At 59.6% G+C, this 19,725-nt stretch carries 18 protein-coding genes; 16 read left to right on the plus strand and 2 right to left on the minus strand.

The genetic code is table 11. The annotated features are described in order from the left end of the window. Window positions 1-74 precede the first annotated feature (74 nt). Both folK and ACOYJL_RS09130 read left to right on the plus strand, forming a co-directional pair. Window positions 75-1,511: a 2-amino-4-hydroxy-6-hydroxymethyldihydropteridine diphosphokinase gene (folK, locus tag ACOYJL_RS09125; RefSeq protein WP_433569943.1), complete on the plus strand. Its 1,437-nt coding sequence runs from the start codon at window positions 75-77 to the stop codon at window positions 1,509-1,511. Beyond that, a complete protein-coding gene (locus ACOYJL_RS09130; protein WP_433569920.1) occupies window positions 1,502-2,143 on the plus strand; it encodes a hypothetical protein in 642 nt (213 codons plus the stop codon). Before folK ends, ACOYJL_RS09130 begins: the two co-directional genes overlap by 10 nt. Here ACOYJL_RS09130 and ACOYJL_RS09135 read toward each other — a convergent pair. Beyond that, on the minus strand, window positions 2,140-2,925 hold the full coding sequence (locus ACOYJL_RS09135) for a type III pantothenate kinase (RefSeq protein ID WP_433569921.1): 786 nt from the start codon (window positions 2,923-2,925) through the stop codon (window positions 2,140-2,142). The two genes, ACOYJL_RS09130 and ACOYJL_RS09135, sit on opposite strands and share 4 nt — an antisense overlap. A 197-nt stretch (window positions 2,926-3,122) precedes the next feature. Here ACOYJL_RS09135 and rpmE point away from each other — a divergent pair, with 197 nt between their 5' ends. Continuing rightward, a complete protein-coding gene (gene rpmE / locus ACOYJL_RS09140) occupies window positions 3,123-3,587 on the plus strand; it encodes a 50S ribosomal protein L31 (protein WP_433569922.1) in 465 nt (154 codons plus the stop codon). Window positions 3,588-3,676: 89 nt separating this feature from the next. On the opposite strand, the gene ACOYJL_RS09145 is transcribed toward rpmE, so the two are convergent. Next, window positions 3,677-4,588 carry a hypothetical protein gene (locus tag ACOYJL_RS09145; protein ID WP_433569923.1) on the minus strand — a complete coding sequence of 304 codons (912 nt, stop codon included), beginning with the start codon at window positions 4,586-4,588 and terminating at the stop codon, window positions 3,677-3,679. A gap of 314 nt (window positions 4,589-4,902) precedes the next feature. On the opposite strand from ACOYJL_RS09145, the gene ACOYJL_RS09150 reads away from it, so the two are divergent. From ACOYJL_RS09150 to atpA, 13 genes are all read left to right on the plus strand, one after another. Beyond that, window positions 4,903-6,315 carry an NAD(P)/FAD-dependent oxidoreductase gene (locus ACOYJL_RS09150; protein ID WP_433569924.1) on the plus strand — a complete coding sequence of 471 codons (1,413 nt, stop codon included), beginning with the start codon at window positions 4,903-4,905 and terminating at the stop codon, window positions 6,313-6,315. A 264-nt stretch (window positions 6,316-6,579) separates the two neighbouring features. Further along, window positions 6,580-9,927, plus strand: coding sequence for an RICIN domain-containing protein (locus ACOYJL_RS09155; protein WP_433569925.1), 3,348 nt, complete (start codon window positions 6,580-6,582; stop codon window positions 9,925-9,927). A gap of 195 nt (window positions 9,928-10,122) precedes the next feature. Beyond that, entirely contained in the window at window positions 10,123-11,190 is a 1,068-nt protein-coding gene (gene prfA, locus ACOYJL_RS09160) for a peptide chain release factor 1 (RefSeq protein WP_433569926.1), read from the plus strand. A gap of 6 nt (window positions 11,191-11,196) precedes the next feature. Beyond that, complete coding sequence (locus ACOYJL_RS09165) at window positions 11,197-12,261, plus strand: N5-glutamine methyltransferase family protein (RefSeq protein WP_433569927.1); 1,065 nt, start codon at window positions 11,197-11,199, stop codon at window positions 12,259-12,261. A 13-nt stretch (window positions 12,262-12,274) separates the two neighbouring features. Beyond that, window positions 12,275-12,907 carry an L-threonylcarbamoyladenylate synthase gene (locus tag ACOYJL_RS09170; RefSeq protein ID WP_433569928.1) on the plus strand — a complete coding sequence of 211 codons (633 nt, stop codon included), beginning with the start codon at window positions 12,275-12,277 and terminating at the stop codon, window positions 12,905-12,907. Window positions 12,908-13,207: 300 nt separating this feature from the next. Next, window positions 13,208-14,461, plus strand: a complete 1,254-nt coding sequence (gene glyA / locus ACOYJL_RS09175) for a serine hydroxymethyltransferase (RefSeq protein ID WP_433569929.1) — start codon at window positions 13,208-13,210, stop codon at window positions 14,459-14,461. A 53-nt stretch (window positions 14,462-14,514) separates the two neighbouring features. Next, complete coding sequence (gene upp / locus ACOYJL_RS09180; protein ID WP_433569930.1) at window positions 14,515-15,159, plus strand: uracil phosphoribosyltransferase; 645 nt, start codon at window positions 14,515-14,517, stop codon at window positions 15,157-15,159. 92 nt (window positions 15,160-15,251) lie between these two features. Continuing rightward, a complete protein-coding gene (locus tag ACOYJL_RS09185; protein WP_433569931.1) occupies window positions 15,252-15,527 on the plus strand; it encodes a hypothetical protein in 276 nt (91 codons plus the stop codon). A 305-nt stretch (window positions 15,528-15,832) separates the two neighbouring features. Continuing rightward, the gene (gene atpB, locus ACOYJL_RS09190; RefSeq protein WP_433569932.1) at window positions 15,833-16,633 is read left to right on the plus strand and encodes a F0F1 ATP synthase subunit A; all 801 of its coding nucleotides are present in this window, start codon (window positions 15,833-15,835) and stop codon (window positions 16,631-16,633) included. A 102-nt stretch (window positions 16,634-16,735) separates the two neighbouring features. Further along, window positions 16,736-16,927: an ATP synthase F0 subunit C gene (gene atpE / locus ACOYJL_RS09195; RefSeq protein WP_433569933.1), complete on the plus strand. Its 192-nt coding sequence runs from the start codon at window positions 16,736-16,738 to the stop codon at window positions 16,925-16,927. 42 nt (window positions 16,928-16,969) lie between these two features. Next, window positions 16,970-17,578 (plus strand): F0F1 ATP synthase subunit B, encoded by a 609-nt coding sequence (gene atpF / locus ACOYJL_RS09200; RefSeq protein ID WP_433569934.1) that lies wholly within the window; start codon window positions 16,970-16,972, stop codon window positions 17,576-17,578. Next, window positions 17,568-18,038 carry a F0F1 ATP synthase subunit delta gene (locus tag ACOYJL_RS09205; RefSeq protein ID WP_433569935.1) on the plus strand — a complete coding sequence of 157 codons (471 nt, stop codon included), beginning with the start codon at window positions 17,568-17,570 and terminating at the stop codon, window positions 18,036-18,038. Before atpF ends, ACOYJL_RS09205 begins: the two co-directional genes overlap by 11 nt. Next, a complete protein-coding gene (gene atpA / locus ACOYJL_RS09210) occupies window positions 18,038-19,723 on the plus strand; it encodes a F0F1 ATP synthase subunit alpha (RefSeq protein ID WP_433569936.1) in 1,686 nt (561 codons plus the stop codon). Before ACOYJL_RS09205 ends, atpA begins: the two co-directional genes overlap by 1 nt. Window positions 19,724-19,725: the final 2 nt, after the last annotated feature.

Raw genomic sequence — 19,725 nt, forward strand, 5'->3', positions numbered from 1 at the left:
GCGTCGTTAAAATAGATTGGATTGTTGTACTGCGGGCACCGACCGTGCTTGCAGAAGTCGGGAGGTCGATGAATTTGCTCAGAGAGAACTACGCAACCTGGCAGTGCGGTAAGCACGAGCTTTCGCTTGCGCGTCCGCGCATCATGGGCATTCTGGACGTGACCCCTGGCTCTGCCTTGGGCGGTGGCGAGACGTATGACCCCGACAAAGCGGTCAAGCGTGGTCTTGAGTTGCTCGACGAAGGCGCCGACATCATCGACGTCGATGGGGGAACGACGCCTTCGGGAGAAGATCCCCTCTCGCCTGACGCTGAAGCGGCGCGCGTGGTTCCTGTTGTGCGTGCGCTTGTGGCTGCGGGCGCCATCGTGTCAATCAACACGCGCCATGCCTCCGTCGCAAAGATGTGCGTGCGCCTGGGCGCCTCGATCATAAATGACGTGACGGGCTTTACCGACCCCGACATGGTGCAGGTCGTCTCGGAGACCGACTGTGGCTGCGTAATTATGCACTGGGAGCATAAGGGGCTTGGCACTCACGTTTCGCGTCGCGTTGTCCAGCTGGATGACTCTCGCCCAACGCGCAGTCAGCCGCAGCGCGCCCTTTCCTCGCAGCATCGCTTTACTCTTCCCGACGAGGCCTCGATCATGCGACAGGTCATGGGCTTTCTGGGCGACCAGGCGCGTACGCTCATGCGCGCTGGCGTCAATCATGACCGCATCTGCATCGATCCTGGTCCGGGTTTCGACAAGTTTCCCGACGAGGACGTTGTCATTCAGCGAGCCACTCGCTCAATGGTCTCGATGGGCTATCCGCTTCTGTGCTCCGTGTCACGCAAGGGCTTTGTTGGCGCGGTGTCTGGCGTACAAGACGATGCCGACCGCGATCCCGGCACGTACGGCATCTGCATATCCTCTGTCGCCAATGGCGCCCGCATCCTGCGCGTTCATGATGTGGCAGGAGCTGCGCAGGCCATCAACTCGTACTGGGCCGTCTCTCATAAGGACTCGCGCCAGGGCTTTGTCTCGCTTGGCTCGAATGTGGGCGACCGCATAAAGTACCTCACGCGAGCCGTGCAGCTTATCGACGACATCCCTCTGACCTGCGTAGTCTCGGTGAGCCATGCCTACGAGACCGAGCCTGCCTATGGCATCGCGACACCTGTTGCCAACGCCGTGGCCGAGATTCGCACCGAGCTCCACCCGCTTGTCCTGATGGACCACCTTCTTGCGGTAGAAGACGCGCTGGACCGTACGCGCAACCCTGAGGAAGCGGGCCATGGTCCTCGCACAATCGATTGCGACCTTGCCTACGTTGAGGGCGAGCAGCATGCGGGCTCTAAGCTGACGCTTCCGCACCCGCGCTTGGGCGAGCGCGACTACGTTCTTGTCCCTATGGAAGACCTCATGCATGACCCCGTGCGCTTTCTTAAGCACGCTGGCGTGGACGTTGTCGATTCCGAGCAGCGCGTCGGTCACGTGACGGCAGATTTGGGTGAGATTCTGTGGGAGTAGCTGCGGCAAAGGCCACGGACGCAGCCCGCTCTGGCGCGGCTCACGGAGATGCCTTCTCTCATAGCGAGGGCGGAGAGCTCGAGATAGCCGTCGTTCTGAAGCCGGGCATAGGCATGAAAGACGTGCCAGGAGTGCCGTACGTGGTTGCGCTGGGGGCATGCGAAGGGCTTGACAGCCTGGGTGTCTCTGGTGTGGGCATCGGCTGGCCGGCAGACTTGACGAGCGAGCGCGGGCTTGTTTCTAGCGTGCGCACCGCCGCGGGCTATGAGGATGGCATCTTTGTGGTGGCATCCCTTGCGTTCAACCTGTCTGACGCAAACGAGGGCATGCCCTCTGAACAGCAGCTAGCTAGTGGAGTGTGCAAGGGCATTCTAGCGCGAGTGGACGACTGGGCTGCCAACGCGGCTGCTGGGCGCACGGCTGCGGGCTTTCTCGCGCCGGTGCTCTCCGACTACTTCGATCGCGTGCTCCTGATGGGCAAGCCGGTCGACGTGGTGTATCCCAACGGACGCGTTGCCATGAAGGGAACGCTTGCGGGGATTGACATCTGGGGTAGGGCCACGATTAAAAACGAGCTCGGAGGCGAGCTCGAGATTTCTCCCGAGCAGGCCTCCATCCGCGCCTCTCGCTAGCGCGGGTTTCGCTCTTCTCTCATCTGGTAGATATCAACGATTCCACGAAGCGTGAGCTCGGGGTCCACGGTCGTAAAGAGCGTCGTTGCCTTGCTGACGGTGCGCGCAAGGCCGCCCGTGGCAATAACGGGAGCCTCGGGAATGTCCAGCTCTTCCTTGATGCGGCCGACAAGACCTTCCGCCATGGCCGCGGCGCCTACGACGATGCCTGACTGCACCGCGGTCTCGGTTGTGTCCCCGAGCGCGTGGGCAGGGGCCTCGATGGGCACGCTCGAGAGCTTGGCCGCGCGGGAGAAGAGAGCCGAAGCCGAGAGCATGAGCCCCGGCGAGATGGCGCCGCCGCGGTACTTGCCGTCCGCATCGACGACGTCGATGTTTGTTGCTGTGCCAAAGTCGACCACGATAACGGGGGCGCCATAGGTCCTCTTTGCTGCGACGGCATTGGCAATGCGGTCTGCGCCGACGGAGCGGGGGTTCGGCATGTCAACATCGATGCCGCACCACTCTCCGGGAGTCAGCACCATCGGCGGCTGCGCGAGGTGGTCGGTGAGGCATTTTGACCACGCGCGCGTAAGGACGGGCACAACGCAGGCAAGCCCTGCGCAGTCAACGGAACTCAGGTCAAGACCGTCTTTTGAGAAAAAGCCGTGCAGGCGCGAGTCTAGCATGTCCGAGGTGTCGGTCCTGCTTGTTGACATGCGCCAGCCATGAACCGAGGCGCCTTCCTCATCAAAAAGGCCAATGGTGGTCTGCGTGTTCCCGACGTCAATCGCGAGAAACATGATTGCCTCCGTGGGTATGGTTGAGTTCCTACGTTCCCGCCACAGTGTATTCCATGAAACGGATCTCGTTCCCAGCATTTCTCCACACATGAGGTGTTGGCGAAGTGCTATATTTTCAAAGCTTGAGCGTCTCGGGAGACTGAGACACACCACCCCTGCCCTGGTCGGAAACCAGGGCCAAGAAAAGGAGTCCTGCCATGAAGCAAGGAATTCACCCAAATTACGTGGAGTGCACCGTTCGTTGCACCTGCGGGAACACGTTCAAGACGCGTTCCACCAAGAAGGAGATCGTCGTCGATCTCTGCGACAAGTGCCACCCCTTCTATACCGGCCAGCAGAAGCTCGTTGACACCGGTGGTCGCGTCCAGCGCTTCTCCGAGAAGTTCGGTGGCGCTGCTGCTGCCCAGCTGAAGCGTGCCGAGGAGGCCAAGGCTGCCAAGGCCGCCAAGGCCGCCCAGGAGCAGGCCGCTCGCAAGGCTGCCAAGGAGGCCAAGGCTGCCGAGAAGGCCAAGCGTGCTGCTGAGTACGCCAAGAAGGCCGAGGCAGAGGCCGCCAAGGCTGCAAAGGAGGCCGAGAAGGCCGCAGCCGAGCAGGCTGCCGAGGCTCCCGCCGAGGCCACCCCTGCAGAGGCTGCTCCTTCCGAGGAGAAGGCCGCTGAGTAGGCGCCCTTCTCGCAGGGCTGCTGCAAGACAGAAGAAGGAGGCGACTCTGTGGAGCCGCCTCCTTTTTTCGATGCATCTAACTGGGCATGCTATACAAATTTCAGACCGCTGCCGCCCTCGGCGGGCTTGTCCTCGCGGTCCGCGGGGCTTGCTCCTCCGCCCGCGGAAGGCTGCGTGCCGCTTGCGTTGCGTGCCTCGGAAGCGGTAGCGGCTGCATTGGCTTGGGCCTGAAGCTGCGCAATCGTTGTCTGCAAGCGCTGCTTGGCCTCCTCTTCGGTCTCTTTGGAGCGCGTCACATGCGCCTCGCTGATGACGACGTTGAGCGCCTTGTTGCGCTTTGCGGAGTCGAGCAGCGCATCCATCTGACCAGCGGCCTTCGCTTTCTTGAGAATCGCCTCGGCATCGGCGGGGGAGAGGCCCATCAGGTGCGGAAGCTCCGTCTCGTCCACCTTGATTTTCTTCTCGCTGGCATATGCGTCGAGGGCGGCGGCGTGCTCGGCCTCGACTTTGGCCTGCTCCTTCACAAGAGCCTCGAACTGTGCGGATGAGATGCTCATGCTGCGCAGCGCGTCATTGAGCGTGACGCCGGCCTGGCCTCCCGTAAGGCTAGCCATGAGCTCGCGCGCTATGAGGTTCTCGTACTGCTCAACCTGGTTTTGGGGGACCGACTGGCAGAGACGCTCGGAAAGCTTTTCCAAGCACTGCTCGGTAATCTGGTTTTGGACGGTTGTTTCGTTCATAGCGTCAAGCTCTTTGCGAACTTGGTCCTTGAGCTCATCGATTGTGGACGATTCGCCAAGGTGCTTCTCGACCCAAGAGGGGTCCTCGAGGTCCTCGCGAGTTCCGCCAGCCTGCTCGGCAATGGCTGAAAGTGCCAGCTCAACTTCGTCGTCTGTTGTCAGAGGCTCAATAACCTGCACTTCGACGGGGTCGTACGACGTCAGCGTATAGAACGCCTTGTTGCCAATAACAAGCGGCTCCGGCTTCTGAATGATGGACATGTGACCTCCTGGTACTGCGACCTCTTCTGTTTGGTCGATACTCTCTGTCGTGTACCCCATTGTGGGTGCGATGCATGCCCAAGGCGAAAAAATTCGCCGTAATCTGGCAGGCCGTTAACGCGACAGACACGACATCCCAACGTACGCAGAGGGGTCCTAAGTCCTATTTCTTGGTTGCTGGACCTTGTCGTCCGCTTGTCCGTTGCCCGCCTGTGGACGCAGCAATAGGGAATGCCGCGTTACAGAGTGGTAGAAATCGGCAACAATAAAATGACTGGGCGCATTGTGTGTCTAGTTTGTAGGGGGGAACATATATGAGCGAAGATGGCAAGACCATTCAAACTGACGTCGTCATTGTTGGCGCAGGTCCTGCAGGAATTTTTACCGCGCTGGGTCTTCTGAGCAAGGGGGACTCCCGCTCTATCACTATCGTCGAGAAAGGCCTTTCAATCGAGAAGCGCAGCTGCCCCAAGCAAAAGCTTGGCTACTGCGTGCATTGCCAGCCCTGCCGCATCACGACGGGCTTCTCGGGAGCTGGCGCCTTCTCCGACGGAAAGCTCTCGCTTTCGCGCGAGGTCGGCGGCGACCTGCCTGAGCTCATCGGTCACCAGTTTGCCCAGGAGACCATCGACCGCGTTGACAAGATGTATCTCGACTTCGGAGCCGATCCGCACGTGGAGGGCGTAGGGCACCCCGATGCCGTTGCGGACATTCGCCGTCGCGCCATCAGCGCCGGCCTGAAGCTCGTCGACTGCCCAATCCGTCACCTTGGCACCGAGAAGGCGCGGGAGCTCTATGGGCGCATCGAGAAGCACCTGCTCGAAGTTGGCGTCAACATCATGTTTGAAACCGAGTGCCTCGAGGTCCTGATCGAGGACGAAGTTTGCAAGGGCGTCATCATCAAGAACAAGGACGGAGAGGCGCGCATCGACGCCAAGGAGACCATCATCGCAACTGGCAGACGTGGCGCCAGCTGGCTCGATGACATGTGCGAGGAGCATGGCATCGGCCACGTGGCCGGGCCAGTTGATATCGGCGTGCGCGTCGAGGTGAGAAACGAGATCATGGAGCACGTAAACGACGTGCTCTACGAGTCGAAGCTCATTGGCTATCCCAACCCCTACAAGAACAAGGTGCGTACCTTCTGCCAGAACCCTGGCGGCTTCGTGAGCCAGGAAAACTACGATGGCGGCCTCGCTGTCGTGAACGGGCACTCCTACAAGGAGCGCAAGAGCGACAACACCAACGTCGCCGTTCTCTGCACGCTCAACTTCAGGAGCCCCTTCGATAAGCCAATCCTGTACGCCCAGCGCGTGAGCGAGATCATCAACATGCTGGGTGCGGGCCACATCTTGGTGCAGCGCTTTGGTGACATCCTGGACGGCAAGCGCACCTGGCCGAAGGAGCTGTCGCAGTCCAACCTCGTGCCGACGCTGCCCGACGCAGAGGCCGGCGACATCACAGCCGCCATGCCCATGCGCCCGATGGTCGAGATTATCGAGTTCATCAAGGCGGTCGACCAGGTTGTTCCGGGGTTCGCCGCCTCCGAGACCCTGCTGTACGCGCCCGAGGTCAAGTTCTACAGCAACCGCGTTCAGATGGACGAGAACTTCGACACCAACGTGGCGCACCTGCACTGCCTGGGAGACTCGTCGGGCTGGACGCGCGGCTTGATGATGGCCTCCGTCATGGGGCTTCTCATGGGCGAGAAGCTAGCGGATCGCTAGACGTCTTACCGCGATACGAAGTTTGTAATCGGGGGCTCTCGTTGAGGGCTCTCGTTTTTTATGGAAGGCGAGGCCCCTCGTCCGTTGCGAGGTTATTGAGCCTCTCCGCACAACGGCCCGAGTGGACCCGTTAAACTTTTTTTGGGTACCGCTCGGACCGCGCGCAGCCTTTGCCGCATATACTCCAAATAGGCATGACCATGTGTCTGCTTTCACCCATGATTTCTGATGTCGGTTGCTTTCTTCCGACGAGATGGAGGAGACATGCAGGGAAACGGGCGTACTCTTCTCGCCTCCTTGGCACTTTCTGTTGCGTTTGCTCTTGCACTGGGACCCGCCCAGGCAATTGCGAGCGATGAGACGACTGCCCAGGCAAAAAGCGAAGAGGCCGTCATCGCAGAGCAGACGAGCGCTTCGGCCGAGTCAACGCTGGGCGATGATGCCGAATCCGTGACTGTCACAGAGAGCGGCGTCGCTTCGACGGCTACGGAGAGCGGCTCGACCTCCCCCTGCGCCACCGACTCTGCCACGATTGGCGAGGTCGCCACGACCACCGACGTTGTTGAATCGACCGGCGCTGCGACCACCGACGAAGCCGCAACGGTCGATGCCGCTGCAGCCACTGACGATGCCAGCGCGACCGATGCCGTCGCGAGCGCCGACGACGCCGCGGCGCCCACCGACGACGCCGAAGCGACCGACGCCGCCACGAGCTCCGACTCAATCGACGATGAAGCCTCGAGCACAGGTGCCACGCAGGCCGAGGCTCCCTCTCTCGCGACCGACGGGCAGTCGGAGGCTGACGCAAAGAGCACCGAGATCACCGACCAGTCCACCATCGCCACCGACAATGCCTCCTCAACCAGCGACGTCTCTTCTGATGCGACCTCCGCTGATGCGACCGCCGCCGTTGCTGTCCGCGCAAAGACTTACGCTGTCGCCGCCAAGGCCACCACCAGCACCAGCACGACTGAACAGGCCCCCGTAAGCGACGGCACCTATGTCATCAGAACCCACACGGGCGACGATATGGTTCTTGACGTCTCTGAGGGCAAGATGAAGAACGGCGAGAATGTCCAGCAGTATGAGTACAACGCAACGGCTGCCCAGCGCTGGACGCTGACGCGCGACGCCAAGACGGGGCTTTACTCAATTACCGCTGCCGGACATAGCAACCTTGCGCTCGCCGCCTCGGGAAACACGAAGGGCTCTAACGTAAGCTTGGGCAAAGCGACCGGCTCTGCAAGCACTCGACTTTGGCGAATCGTCCGCTCGGCTAGCGGATTTACGATTGGTCTCGCAAACGGCTTGGTTCTCGATGTCGATAGCTGCTCGTCTGACAACTCCGCAAACATTCAAGTCTACAAGGCAAATGGCTCTGCTGCCCAGCTCTTCGACCTGCTTCTGGATACCCCTGTTGGCAAGAGCGAGCAGACCATCCCCGATGGAGACTACGTTATCCACTTTGACGTTGACGAAAACAAGGTGCTTGATGCCGACTCTGGCAGCACCGAGCCGGGCACGAACGTCCAGTCCTACGAGAGCAACATGACGAGCGCGCAGCGCTGGCACGTGAGCTACGACACCAAGGCTGGCTACTACAAGATTTCGTCTACCAAAGACTCGTCCGCCGTTCTGACGGCTAACGCGCTTGACTCGACCGGAAACGTCAAGCTTGGCGATGCGACGGGCTCTTCTCGCCAGTATTGGTCCATCGTGAAGTCCGGGGATTGCTTCTCCGTCGTCTTGGCAGCAGACCCCGATCTTGCGCTTGACGTCCAGTGGGCTTCCGATGAAAACTGCGCAAACGTGGACGTTTACGCTCGCAACAACACCTCAGCCCAGCTGGTTGAGTTTCTTCAGAAGCCAAACGTCATTGGCTATCAAACCGTCAAGGACGGCACCTATCTTCTGAGAACGGCAATCAGCGGCAAGCGCCTTCTTGACGTCGACGGCGTCTCTCACAGCAGCGGGGCAAACGTCCATACTTGGGAGGCAACCAAGGCAAACAACCAGCGCTGGCATCTTGTGTATAACGGTGACGGCTTCTATAGGATCGTCTCGGTCAACTCCGGAGACGCCCTTGATGCCGAGAAAGGCAACCTCGTCTCTGGCACAAACGTCCAGCAGACGCGCCGTCCGTCATCAACCGACAGCTCCCTGTGGGCCATCAAGAAAAATAAGGATGGCACCTACACGCTTATCTGCAAGGCAAACGGTCTTGCGCTCGACGTTACTAGCGGCTTGGCCGCTAATGGCGCAAACGTCCAGTGCTGGAAGTCAAACGGTACCGCCGCGCAGCGCTGGACCCTCTCGAAGGTCGATACGCTTGCAGAAGGCCTGTATACCTTCGCCGCGTGGAGCAATGGCTCTCAACGCATCGATGTCGCAGGCGCATCCACGAAGTCCGGTGCCGTCATCCAGACCTATGACAACAACGGCACAAGGGCTCAGGTGTTCCAGGTTGTCAGCCTTGGCAATGACAGCTACCGCATAAGGACGGCTGCTTCTGGTGGCTGGATTACCGCCTCCGGCAGCTCCGTTGTTCAGAAGGGCAACCACGCCACCGCGACAAGCAAAGCGAATACGTGGAAGGTCGTCTGGAATGGCAACTACTTCGTCTTCGTAAACGCTGCGACGGGAAAGGCCCTTGCACCCTCTGGCGGAACCGCCTCTACTTCAAACTCGCTGACCACCTCTAAGGCAAGCTCCAAAGGCTCTCAATACTTCATTCCTTGGAGCACAAAGCTCAAGCTCCCTACCGGCGCGTTCGTTATCCACAGCGCGCTTGGCACCGTGCTGGACGTGGCGGGCGGTGCAACAAATAACGGTGCAAACGTCCAGACGTGGAAGTCAAACAATACGCTTGCGCAGAAGTTCACCATCGAGAAGGTCGGCGACCACTATCGCATCATCTCTGCTGTATCTGGCCGTGTCCTCGACGTTGACTCTGGGCTCAAGTATAGCGGCGCAAACGTGCAGACCTGGTCTTGGAACGGCACCAAGGCGCAGCTTTGGGACGTCGCGATTGCAGATGGCGGTCGCTATTCCCTCATAAACGTTGGGTCGGGCAAGGCGCTTGACGTTTCTAGCGGGTCTTCGGCCGCGGGCGCCAACGTGCAGCAGTATGAATACAACAGCACCAAGGCCCAGGCGTTCTGGTTTGAGAAGACGACGATTCAGCGCTACAGCGGCTACCAGCTTCGCGCATACAACAACGTCTGCTCGATGGGAAGCAGCACCAGCTACGCCATCATCTGCGATAAGACAAACAAGCGCGTCATGGTGTTCCATCGCTCCAACGGCGATTGGAACCTCGTTATGGACAGTATCTGCGACATCGGCAAGCCGAGCACCCCGAGCCCCGAAGGCACCTACAGCGTGGGCATCAAGGAGTACAGCTTCGGCCACGGCTACACTTGCTACTATGCGACGCAGATTACTGGCAACTACCTGTTCCACTCCGTCCTCTACTATCCGAATTCCTGGAACGTAATGGATGGCCGTCTGGGCATGGCAATCTCCCATGGCTGCGTTCGCATGCCGACGGACAATGCATACTGGATGTATAAGACGGTCCCTGGCGGATCGAGAATCCGACTGTATTGGTAGCTGCTGAATCTCTTGCCCGTTTATTTAGAGGGTTAGGCAGTTTTTGGCGTCTCGCTCAGCTAGCGCGTGTGCGCTGCGTGAGCGGGGCGCCGTCGCGTATATGGTGGTCTTTGCGGTGGTAGACTTTCAACGTTGACTAACTATGCTGCGTCACCGTCGCGCTGCGACGCCGCGGCCACCGTAAGGAGAATCACCATGCGCGACAAGCTTGAGAAGCTGATTGCCGCGTACGAGGAGCTGGAGAAGAAGATGGTCGACCCGGCCATCGTCTCTGACCCCAAGGAGTACGCGCGCATCGCAAAGGAACATGCAAACCAGGCGGACCTTGTGGCAAAGGCCCGCGAGTACCTGCAGGCGCTCGACGACATCGACGCGGCCAAGGAGATGCTGCGCGAGACCTCCGATTCAGACGAGAAGGAGATGCTCCAGGAGGACATCTCCGAAAACGAGGCAAAGCTTCCCGGTCTTGAGGACGAGATCAAGATCATGCTGATTCCTGGCGACCCCAACGACGAGAAGGACACCATCGTCGAGATTCGTGCAGGCGTTGGCGGCGACGAGGCGGCAATCTTTGCCGGCGACCTCTTCAATATGTACCAGCGCTTCGCCTCTTCTCGTGGCTGGAAGACCGAGGTCCTCGACGCAAGCCCCGGCGAGGCCGGCGGCTTCAAGACCATCGAGTTCAAGGTTACGGGCGACAAGGTCTACTCGGTCATGAAGTACGAGAGTGGCGTCCACCGCGTGCAGCGCGTCCCCAAGACCGAGAGCCAGGGTCGCATCCAGACATCCACGGCAACGGTGGCGGTGCTCCCCGAGGCCGACGAGATTGACATTCAGATCAATCCCGAGGACCTGCGCATCGACACGTACTGCTCCTCCGGCCCTGGCGGGCAGGGCGTCAACACGACCTATTCGGCCGTGCGAATCACGCACCTTCCTACCAATACGGTCGTGCAGTCGCAGGAGCAGCGCTCGCAGATTCAGAACCGTGAGGTCTGCATGCAGATGCTGCGCGCTCGCCTCTATCAGATGGAGCTCGAGAAGCAGCAGGCAGAGCAGGGCGCCGCGCGCCTTTCGCAGATTGGTCATGGCAGCCGCTCTGAGAAGATTCGCACCTATAACCAGCCGCAGGACCGCGTCACCGACCACCGCATTGGGTTCAATGCCACCTATAGCGGCGTTCTTATGGGCGACCAGCTCTCAAGCATCATCGAGGCGCTGGCTGCGGCGGATCGCGCAGAGAAGCTCGCCGAGGCGGTGTGAGCTCGCGTGCCCCAGCAAACCTCCGTACAACAGAAGACTGAGCCCTGGACCATTCGCCGCATACTCAACTGGACCGTGGGCTATCTTGAGCGCAAGGGCGACGAGCATCCGCGCCTCTCTGCGGAGTGGCTGCTCTCCAATGCCACCGGCCTCACGCGCGTGCAGCTGTACATGAACTTTGACCAGCCGCTTAACAAAGAAGAGCTCGCCCTCATGCACGACGGCGTTGCACGCCGCGGCAATGGCGAGCCATTGCAATACGTTACGGGCGAGATGCCCTTTCGTCACATCGTGCTTCGCTGCGAGAAAGGCGTCCTCATCCCGCGTCCCGAGACGGAAATCCTTGTGGATGCGGCTTTGGAGGGCGTCGACATGGCAACGCTGACGTTCCCCGCAGTCAAGGAGCAGGTTGCAGCCGAGCCGTCGCCAGAGTCCAATCAGGCGGTCACTTCTGAGGAGAAAGAACAGCCGTCCGAAGAGCACACCTCCTCTTTGGCAAGCGAAGAGGTCGATCAGCCCACAAAAACCGTCGTTGTCGTTCCCGAGGGATGCCGCGTGCTTGAGATTGGAACGGGAACAGGCTGCATCGCGCTGTCGCTGGCAAGTGAGCGACCGGGGACGCGCGTGGTGGCCACGGACCTGTCGCCCGATGCCATCAAGCTCGCTACCCGCAACCGCGATGCTCTGAACTTGCAGCACGCAGTTTCAATCGTCGAGTGCGACCTTGCTTCTGGCGTTGACCCAAAGCTTATGGGGACATTCTCGGTGCTCGTGTCCAATCCGCCCTACATCCCTACTGACGTGCTGAAAAACGAAGTCCCTGCGGAGGTCAAGGACCACGAGCCAGAGCTCGCGCTTGACGGAGGTCCCGACGGTCTCGACGTATTCCGTCGCATCCTCGAGCTTGCGCCCGCTGCTTTGGCGCCGGGCGGCATGCTCTGCTGCGAACTTTTTGAGGGCCACCTCGATGCAGCCGCCGGCTTGGTGCGCGAGCAGGGCGGCTGGAAGTCCGTCGAGGTCCGAGAAGACCTTACGCACCGTCCACGCGTCCTTGTCGCCATCCACGAGTGATGATGGGGGAGTTATGGGAGAGGTCCTAGCCGTCAGCCAGCAGCGCCCGAGCGCAGAAGCTGTTGCAAGAGGCGCTCAGGTACTGCGCACGGAAGGCGTGCTCGTTCTTCCCACCGACTCCGTTTATGGGCTTGCCTGCGCGGCGACGCCCCAGAACCCCGCCCATCGGCGCATTTTTCAAATAAAGAAGCGCGACTTCTCTCAGACGCTTCCGCTTTTTGTGGCAGATGTTGCCGATTTGATGGTCTACGCGACGGGCGTTCCCAAATGGGCCCAAGAGCTGGCGCGGCGCTTCTGGCCAGGAGCGCTCACGCTTGTCGTGAAGGCGTCGGACAAGATTCCCGCCGAGTATCGCGCGCCCTCCGGGACCGTCGCCCTGCGCTGTCCTGACTCTGTGCTCGCTCGCGAGCTTACGCGCGAGGTCGGTCCGCTTGCGCAGACGAGTGCCAACTCGCATGGCGCTCCTGCGGCAACCTCTGGCGCAATGCTAGAGCAAGGCATTGTAGACGCCGCGGACCTCGTGCTCGATGGGGGGCAAACCCCATGCGGCACGGCATCGACGATTGTGGACTGTACTTCTCGAGAGCCGAAAATCCTTCGCGAAGGAGCCCTTTCTGCCGGCGAAGTTTTCTCGTCGCTCGAATAGCAGCCAGCTCCTGACGTGACGGTTGCGCATATCCTGCAGGCACCCCACAAGCATGTCATACGCTTCTGAAAGATTGCCATTTTGCTGCGCGCCTGTTAGTTTTCATAGGGTCTCAAGGGGTGCGTGCTAACCTCTTGTCTGTAAGCTGCGTCGCTTCTTGCGGCGGCGCTCCTGCGTGTGCGTATAACCGTAGCTTTTCGGAGCCCGCGGGTTCCGACGTGTATGTACTGTGCCTATTGGCGGGTGGGGTCCCGCTGCGGCGGATCTCCCCCGAGGCTGCCCAACCATGAGGAGGACACCATGTACCTCGAGCACTTGAGCGCGTCTGATCCAGAAGTTGCCTCTGCAATCAAAGATGAGCTTGGTCGCCAACGCGGTTCCATCGAGCTTATCGCGTCCGAGAACTTTGTCTCGCTTGCCGTAATGGAGGCCGTGGGCTCGCCGCTTACCAATAAGTACGCCGAGGGTCTTCCCGGGAAGCGTTATTACGGTGGCTGCTGGGCAGTGGACGAGGTGGAGAACCTCGCGCGGGAGCGGGTGAAGAAGCTCTTCTCCGCAGGCTATGCAAACGTACAGCCTCACTCTGGCGCGCAGGCCAACTACGCTGCCATCGCCGCTTTCTGCAAGCCTGGCGACACCATCATGGGCATGTCGCTCGACAACGGTGGCCACCTTACGCATGGCTCGCCCGCCAACTTCTCAGGCAAGCTCTACAACGTGGTCTCTTACGGCCTTGACCCCCAGACCGAGCGCATCGACTTCGACGACGTGGCTGCCAAGGCCGAGAAGTACAAGCCCACGCTTATCATTGCTGGCGCCTCGGCATATCCTCGCGTCATCGATTTCGAGCGCTTTGCGCAGATTGCGCACGACAACGGCGCCGTTCTGATGGTCGACATGGCGCACATCGCCGGTCTTGTTGCCACGGGCCGTCATCCTTCTCCCGTTCCCTACGCCGACGTCGTCACCTCTACCACCCATAAGACCCTGCGCGGACCTCGCGGCGGCATCATTCTCTGCAATGACCCTGCCGTCTCGAAGAAGATCAATTCTTCGGTGTTCCCCGGCACCCAGGGCGGTCCCCTCGAGCATGTTATCGCTGGCAAGGCAGTTGCTTTTGGCGAGGCGCTGCAGCCTTCGTTCGCTACATACACAGACAACATCCTGGCCAACGCAAAGGCGCTCGGTCGCGGCATGCAGTCACGCGGTCTTCGCCTCGTTACTGGCGGCACCGATAACCATCTGCTGCTTGTTGACCTTACCCCCGCAGGCGACGTTACTGGTCGCGATGCCGAGCAGGCCCTTGAAAAGGTGGGCATTACGGTCAACAAGAACACGATTCCCGGCGAGACCCGCTCGCCGTTCGTGACAAGCGGCATCCGCGTTGGCTCCGCAGCGGCTACGACGCGTGGCTTCACCGAGCCTGAGTGCGAGCGGATTGGCCAGCTGATTGGCGACGTCGTCACCCATATCGACAGCAGCTCGACGCTCGACCTCGTTGCCGGTGAAGTAAAAGAGCTTCTTGACGCCCACCCGCTCTATCCTGAGCTGTAAAGTACTTGCGGCGGCATTGCCACAGAACGTCTTACGACAAGGAAGGGAAGCACATGGCCGATTACGACGAGAGCAGACTGACGGTTGTGGACCATCCTCTGGTCCAGCACAAGCTCAGCATTCTGCGAGACAAGAATACGGGAACAAAGCAGTTCCGTGAGCTTGTGACCGAGCTTGCCATCTTCGAAGGCTATGAGGCCATGCGTGACTTCCCGCTCGAGGACGTTCGGGTTGAGACTCCGCTCGAGGTCACGACCTGCAAGCGTATCGCCGGCAAGAAGGTTGCCATCATCCCGATTCTTCGCGCGGGTCTTGGTATGGTTGACGGCATCCTGACCCTTGTTCCTTCCGCCCGCGTCGGTCACGTTGGCATGTATCGCGACCCCGAGACTCACGTTCCTCACCAGTACTATTGCAAGTTCCCGCCCGACATCGAGAACCGTACCTGCCTCGTGGTTGACCCCATGCTCGCCACCGGCGGCTCCCTTACGGCGGCCATCCAGTTTCTGCGCGAGGCGGGCGTGAAGGACATTCGCTGCCTCACGATCGTCTCTTGCCCCGAGGGCGTTAAGGCGGTTCTCGACTACGACAAGGACGTGCGCCTCTATACCTGCTCGGTTGACCGTTGCCTGAACGAGGATGCCTATATCCTGCCTGGTCTGGGAGATGCCGGCGACCGCATCTACGGTACGAAATAGCGCAGCATGTTTTTTTCGGGCCCGCGGCCGACTGACTGGCCGCGGGCTCTCTTTTTTTGTCGCTCGACGGAAGAGAGGGGGCGTCACGGCACATGGATCTTTGGGTTGTCATAGGCGCGTGCTTTGGCCTTGCGGCGTCGGTCCCCTTCTTTATTGTTCTTGCGCGCGCGAGCAGAAAAAACGAGGCACCCATGGCGGCGGGGGCGGGATGCGTTCTGGTGTCGTTTCTCGTCCTTACCCTTGCCATCGCTGCGGTTTCGAGAAAGGACCCCTCTGCGGTTCTTGCTTTTGGGACGTCCTCGTCAATTACGCTTCTCGTGAGCGTTTCGGTGAGCGGTTTTTTAGCGTGGAAGAAGTCTCGCACCTAACAAATACGCTGATAATTGATGGAGTTTTCTTTTGAGGTCTGGTCAGTTTTTGAACAAGGTTCATATTTTTGGAACGTTTTCGTAGAGCCCACAATCTAACGTGCTACTATGCGTTCTGCCTTATTGGGTTTGCGGAGAGCGCCAGTTACAATAATTGGACAACGCTTTGCCAATCTGATAGAGGTTCGTGGAAAGTGGGTAACACTTTCCCGATGGTAGAATGAGGCCCGCTGCTGCGGCTCCGAGCGCACTCTCCAAGCGTTTGAGGCCGTGCAAGACTGTGTTGCGGGAAAGGAAGGACAAAATTGGACGCGCTTTCCAAGCTACCTGACGCGATGGATGAGCTGCTTAACAGCTTTCTATCCCACGCCATTGTTGGCGACACCAATGTTGGTCTCACCCAATACATCTTCTGGATGCTTGTCGCCATCGCGCTTCTTCTTATCGTGATGTTCGTCTTTAAGAAGAAGCAGTCCGAAAGCCTTGTTCCGAAGGGGTTCTTTGTCAATGGCGTCGAGTCGCTCGTTGAGTTTGCGCGCGACGACATGTGCAAGTCGATTCTCGGCGATACGTGGAAGAAGCACTTCCCGTTCATTGCCACGCTGTTCTTCTTCATTCTCTTTAACAACATCGTGGGCATCATCCCCGGCTGCCATCCGGGCACCGGCACTATTGGCGTAACCGCGGCGCTTGCCCTCTGCTCGTTCGTCTACTTCATTGCCGTTGGCATCAAGAGAAAGGGTCTGGGCGGCTACCTCGCAAGCCTCGCGCCCGCCGGTCTCGCGATGCCGATGCGCGTCATGGTCTGGATCATCGAGCTCTTCTCTACGTTCCTTCGCCTGATTACGCTGGCCGTCCGACTCTTCTGCAACATGTTCGCCGGCCACGTCGTCATGGGCACCTTCGCCATCCTCGCCTCGCTCTTCTTTGAGCCGCTGCTGCAGGGCTTCTCTGCCGCGGCGCTTGGTAGCGCGGCTGGCTCGATCTTCTGGGTGCTTATCCTGATTGTCATCTATCTGGTCGAGATCCTGGTTGCTGTCATCCAGGCCTACGTCTTCACGCTGCTCTCGGCCGTCTACATCCAGCTCGTCGAGCAGGACGAGTAACAAGGGGCAACCCGGCGGGCATCCCATCCCGCCTCTTGCATAGCACGGATATAAAAATCGCCCAAGCAAACAGATGAAAGGGCGAGCGACAAAGGAGGAATTGTGGGAGTCATCGGTTATGGTCTCGGTGTTATCGGCGCTGCTATTGGCATCGGCCTTGCCGCATACGGCGCTACCACGTCTATGGCACGTCAGCCCGAGGTTCAGGGTCGTCTGTTCACGGTCTTCATTCTGGCGTCCGCATTCGTCGAGGCTCTTGCCCTGATCGGCTTCGTCGTCACGCTGATCGCTTAACGCAGCGATTGATAACGACGGAACCGCAAGGTAGGAGGAAGTATGAACAGGAACACTAAAGGGCGCACACATAGCGCAGCGGTTGCGGGGCTCGCCATCGTCGGCGCGTTCGCAACGCCCGCTGTTGCCCTCGCCGACTCTCCGAGTGGCGCTGACCTCCTGATTCCAAAGCCTGCGGAGTTCATCCCCGCGCTTATCGCGTTCCTCGTCATCTGGTTCATCATGGCCAAGTTCGCGTGGCCTCAGGTGCTCGGAATGATGGAGAAGCGTCAGCAGAAGATCCAGGATGATCTCGACTCTGCCGAGAAGTCCAAGATGAAGGCTGCTGAGGAAGAGTCTGCCTACGAGCAGAAGATTGTCGACGCCAACCGCCAGGCCGAGGAGATTATCTCTAAGGCAAAGAAGGAGGCCGAGGAGGAGCGCTCGCAGATTCTTGCAAAGGCCCAGTCTGAGGCTTCTGACATCATCACCAAGGCACATGGGGCTGTCGACTCCGAGCGCAAGAAGGCAATGATCGAGCTCTCCAGCTCTGTCGTTGACCTCTCGGTTGAGATTGCCAGCAAGATCATCGGCAATGACCTTACCGTTGAGCAGCAGCGCAAGCTTGCCGAGAAGTACCTCGCGGAAGTGAGCTCTACAGATGACAAGTAAGATGGACCACGAGGACAAGGTTGAGGCCTACGCCCGTGCGCTCATCGAGGCGGCTCGAAGCGAGGGCAGGGCCAATGCCGACCTCGTTCAGTGGCAGCATGCCAAGAAGTTCTCTCCGGAGGTTCTCGAGACGCTTGCAACCATGCAGGCGGAGGAGGACACCGACCTTATCAACGACGTCGCACGTCGTTACAAGGCCATCCTCGACTCCGAAGACACCACCATCTCGGTAACGGTTACAACCGCCGTTCCCATGGACGATGAACTTCGAAACGAAGTCCGCACCGCTATGACCGAGCAGCTTGATGCGCCCATCTACCTTGTCGAACGCATCGATCCCAAGATTATTGGTGGCATTGTGATTGAAGCCCGAGGCCGTCGCTACGACGCTTCGGTTCGCGCGCAACTTGCCAACATTCGTAAGACCCTCTCGGCTAGTTTCATCGGAGGTGATGACTAATGGCAGATAGCACTACGCCTCAGATTGACGGCACCCCTATTAGCTCTGAGCGCATTATGAAAACGCTGCGCAAGGAGCTCGCTGCAATCAACGCAACGGTTGACCAGCAGGAGGCGTCCGTAGTCACGCAGGTCGGCGACGGCATTGCGTATGTTTCCGGCCTGAAGTCCGCTATGTCCGGCGAGCTGCTTCAGTTTACGAGCTCTGCTACGGGCAGAAGCGTCTACGGTCTTGCCCAGAACCTTGAGGAGGACCGCGTCGGCGCAGTTCTGTTTGGCGACGTCGACTCCATCAGCGAGGGTGACGAATGCCGTACCACCGGTCACGTTATGGATATCCCCACCGGTCATGCCATGCTCGGTCGTGTGGTGAACCCCTTGGGACAGCCCATTGACGGCCTTGGTCCCATCAATACCACGCATCGCCGGCCCATCGAGTTCAAGGCCCCTGGCATTATGGAGCGCCAGCCTGTTTGCGAGCCGGTTCTTACCGGTCTTCTCGCCATTGATGCAATGGTGCCAATTGGCCGTGGCCAGCGTGAGCTCATCATTGGCGACCGCAAGACCGGCAAGACGGCCATTGCAATCGACACCATCATCAACCAGCGCGATACCGACATGATCTGCATCTACGTGGCCATTGGACAGAAGGCCTCCACGGTTGCAGCCATCAAGGAGTCGCTTGCACGCCACGGCGTCTTGGACAAGACCGTCATCGTTGCTGCTACGGCTGCCGATTCTGCTCCTATGCAGTACATCGCTCCTATGGCTGGCGCGGCAATTGGCGAGTACTTCATGTACAACGACGCAAACGGCAACCCTGCCGACAAGGATCACCCCGGCGGTCACGTGCTTGTCGTTTACGACGACCTGTCCAAGCAGGCAGTTGCCTATCGTCAGATGTCGCTTACGCTTCACCGTCCGCCTGGACGCGAAGCCTATCCTGGCGACATCTTCTACCTGCACTCTCGCCTTCTCGAGCGTGCCTGCAAGCTTTCCGACGAGAACGGCGCCGGTTCGTTGACGGCTCTCCCCATCATCGAGACGCAGGAAGGCGACGTTTCCGCCTACATTCCGACGAACGTCATTTCCATCACCGACGGTCAGATTTACCTGCAGACTAGCCTCTTCTTCCAGGGTCAGCGCCCTGCAGTCGACGTGGGCATCTCTGTTTCCCGCGTTGGCGGCGACGCGCAGTACAAGGCCATGAAGCAGGTCGCTGGCACGCTGCGCCTTGACTTGGCAAGCTACCGCGACAAGCAGGCGTTTGCTCAGTTTGGCTCTGACCTTGACGCCACGACTCAGTATCAGCTGAATCACGGCGCGCACATGATGGAGCTTCTGAAGCAGGGTCGTTACTCCGCCATCGCGGCTCCCGACGAGATCATCGCAATCTTCGCGGGCAAGGAGGGCTTCCTCGACGACGTCGACATCGACCACGTGGCTCTGTTCCGCGATGGTCTGTCGAAGTACATGTCGAATAACCATCCGCAGCTTCGAGCGTCTGTGCTGAACGGCAAGATTGACGACGATCAGTCAACTCGCCTGCGCACGCATATCGCTCACTTCAAGGAGCAGTTCCTCCTTGAGCATCCTAACAAGGCTAAGGCCACCGACGTGACCAAGGCCTCCGAGAATGTCACGAGCGATGACGCCGAAACGACGAACAAGGGCCAGGAGAAGTAATA

It is taken from the genome of Tractidigestivibacter sp., from assembly GCF_050946515.1.
Classification (GTDB): domain Bacteria; phylum Actinomycetota; class Coriobacteriia; order Coriobacteriales; family Atopobiaceae; genus Tractidigestivibacter.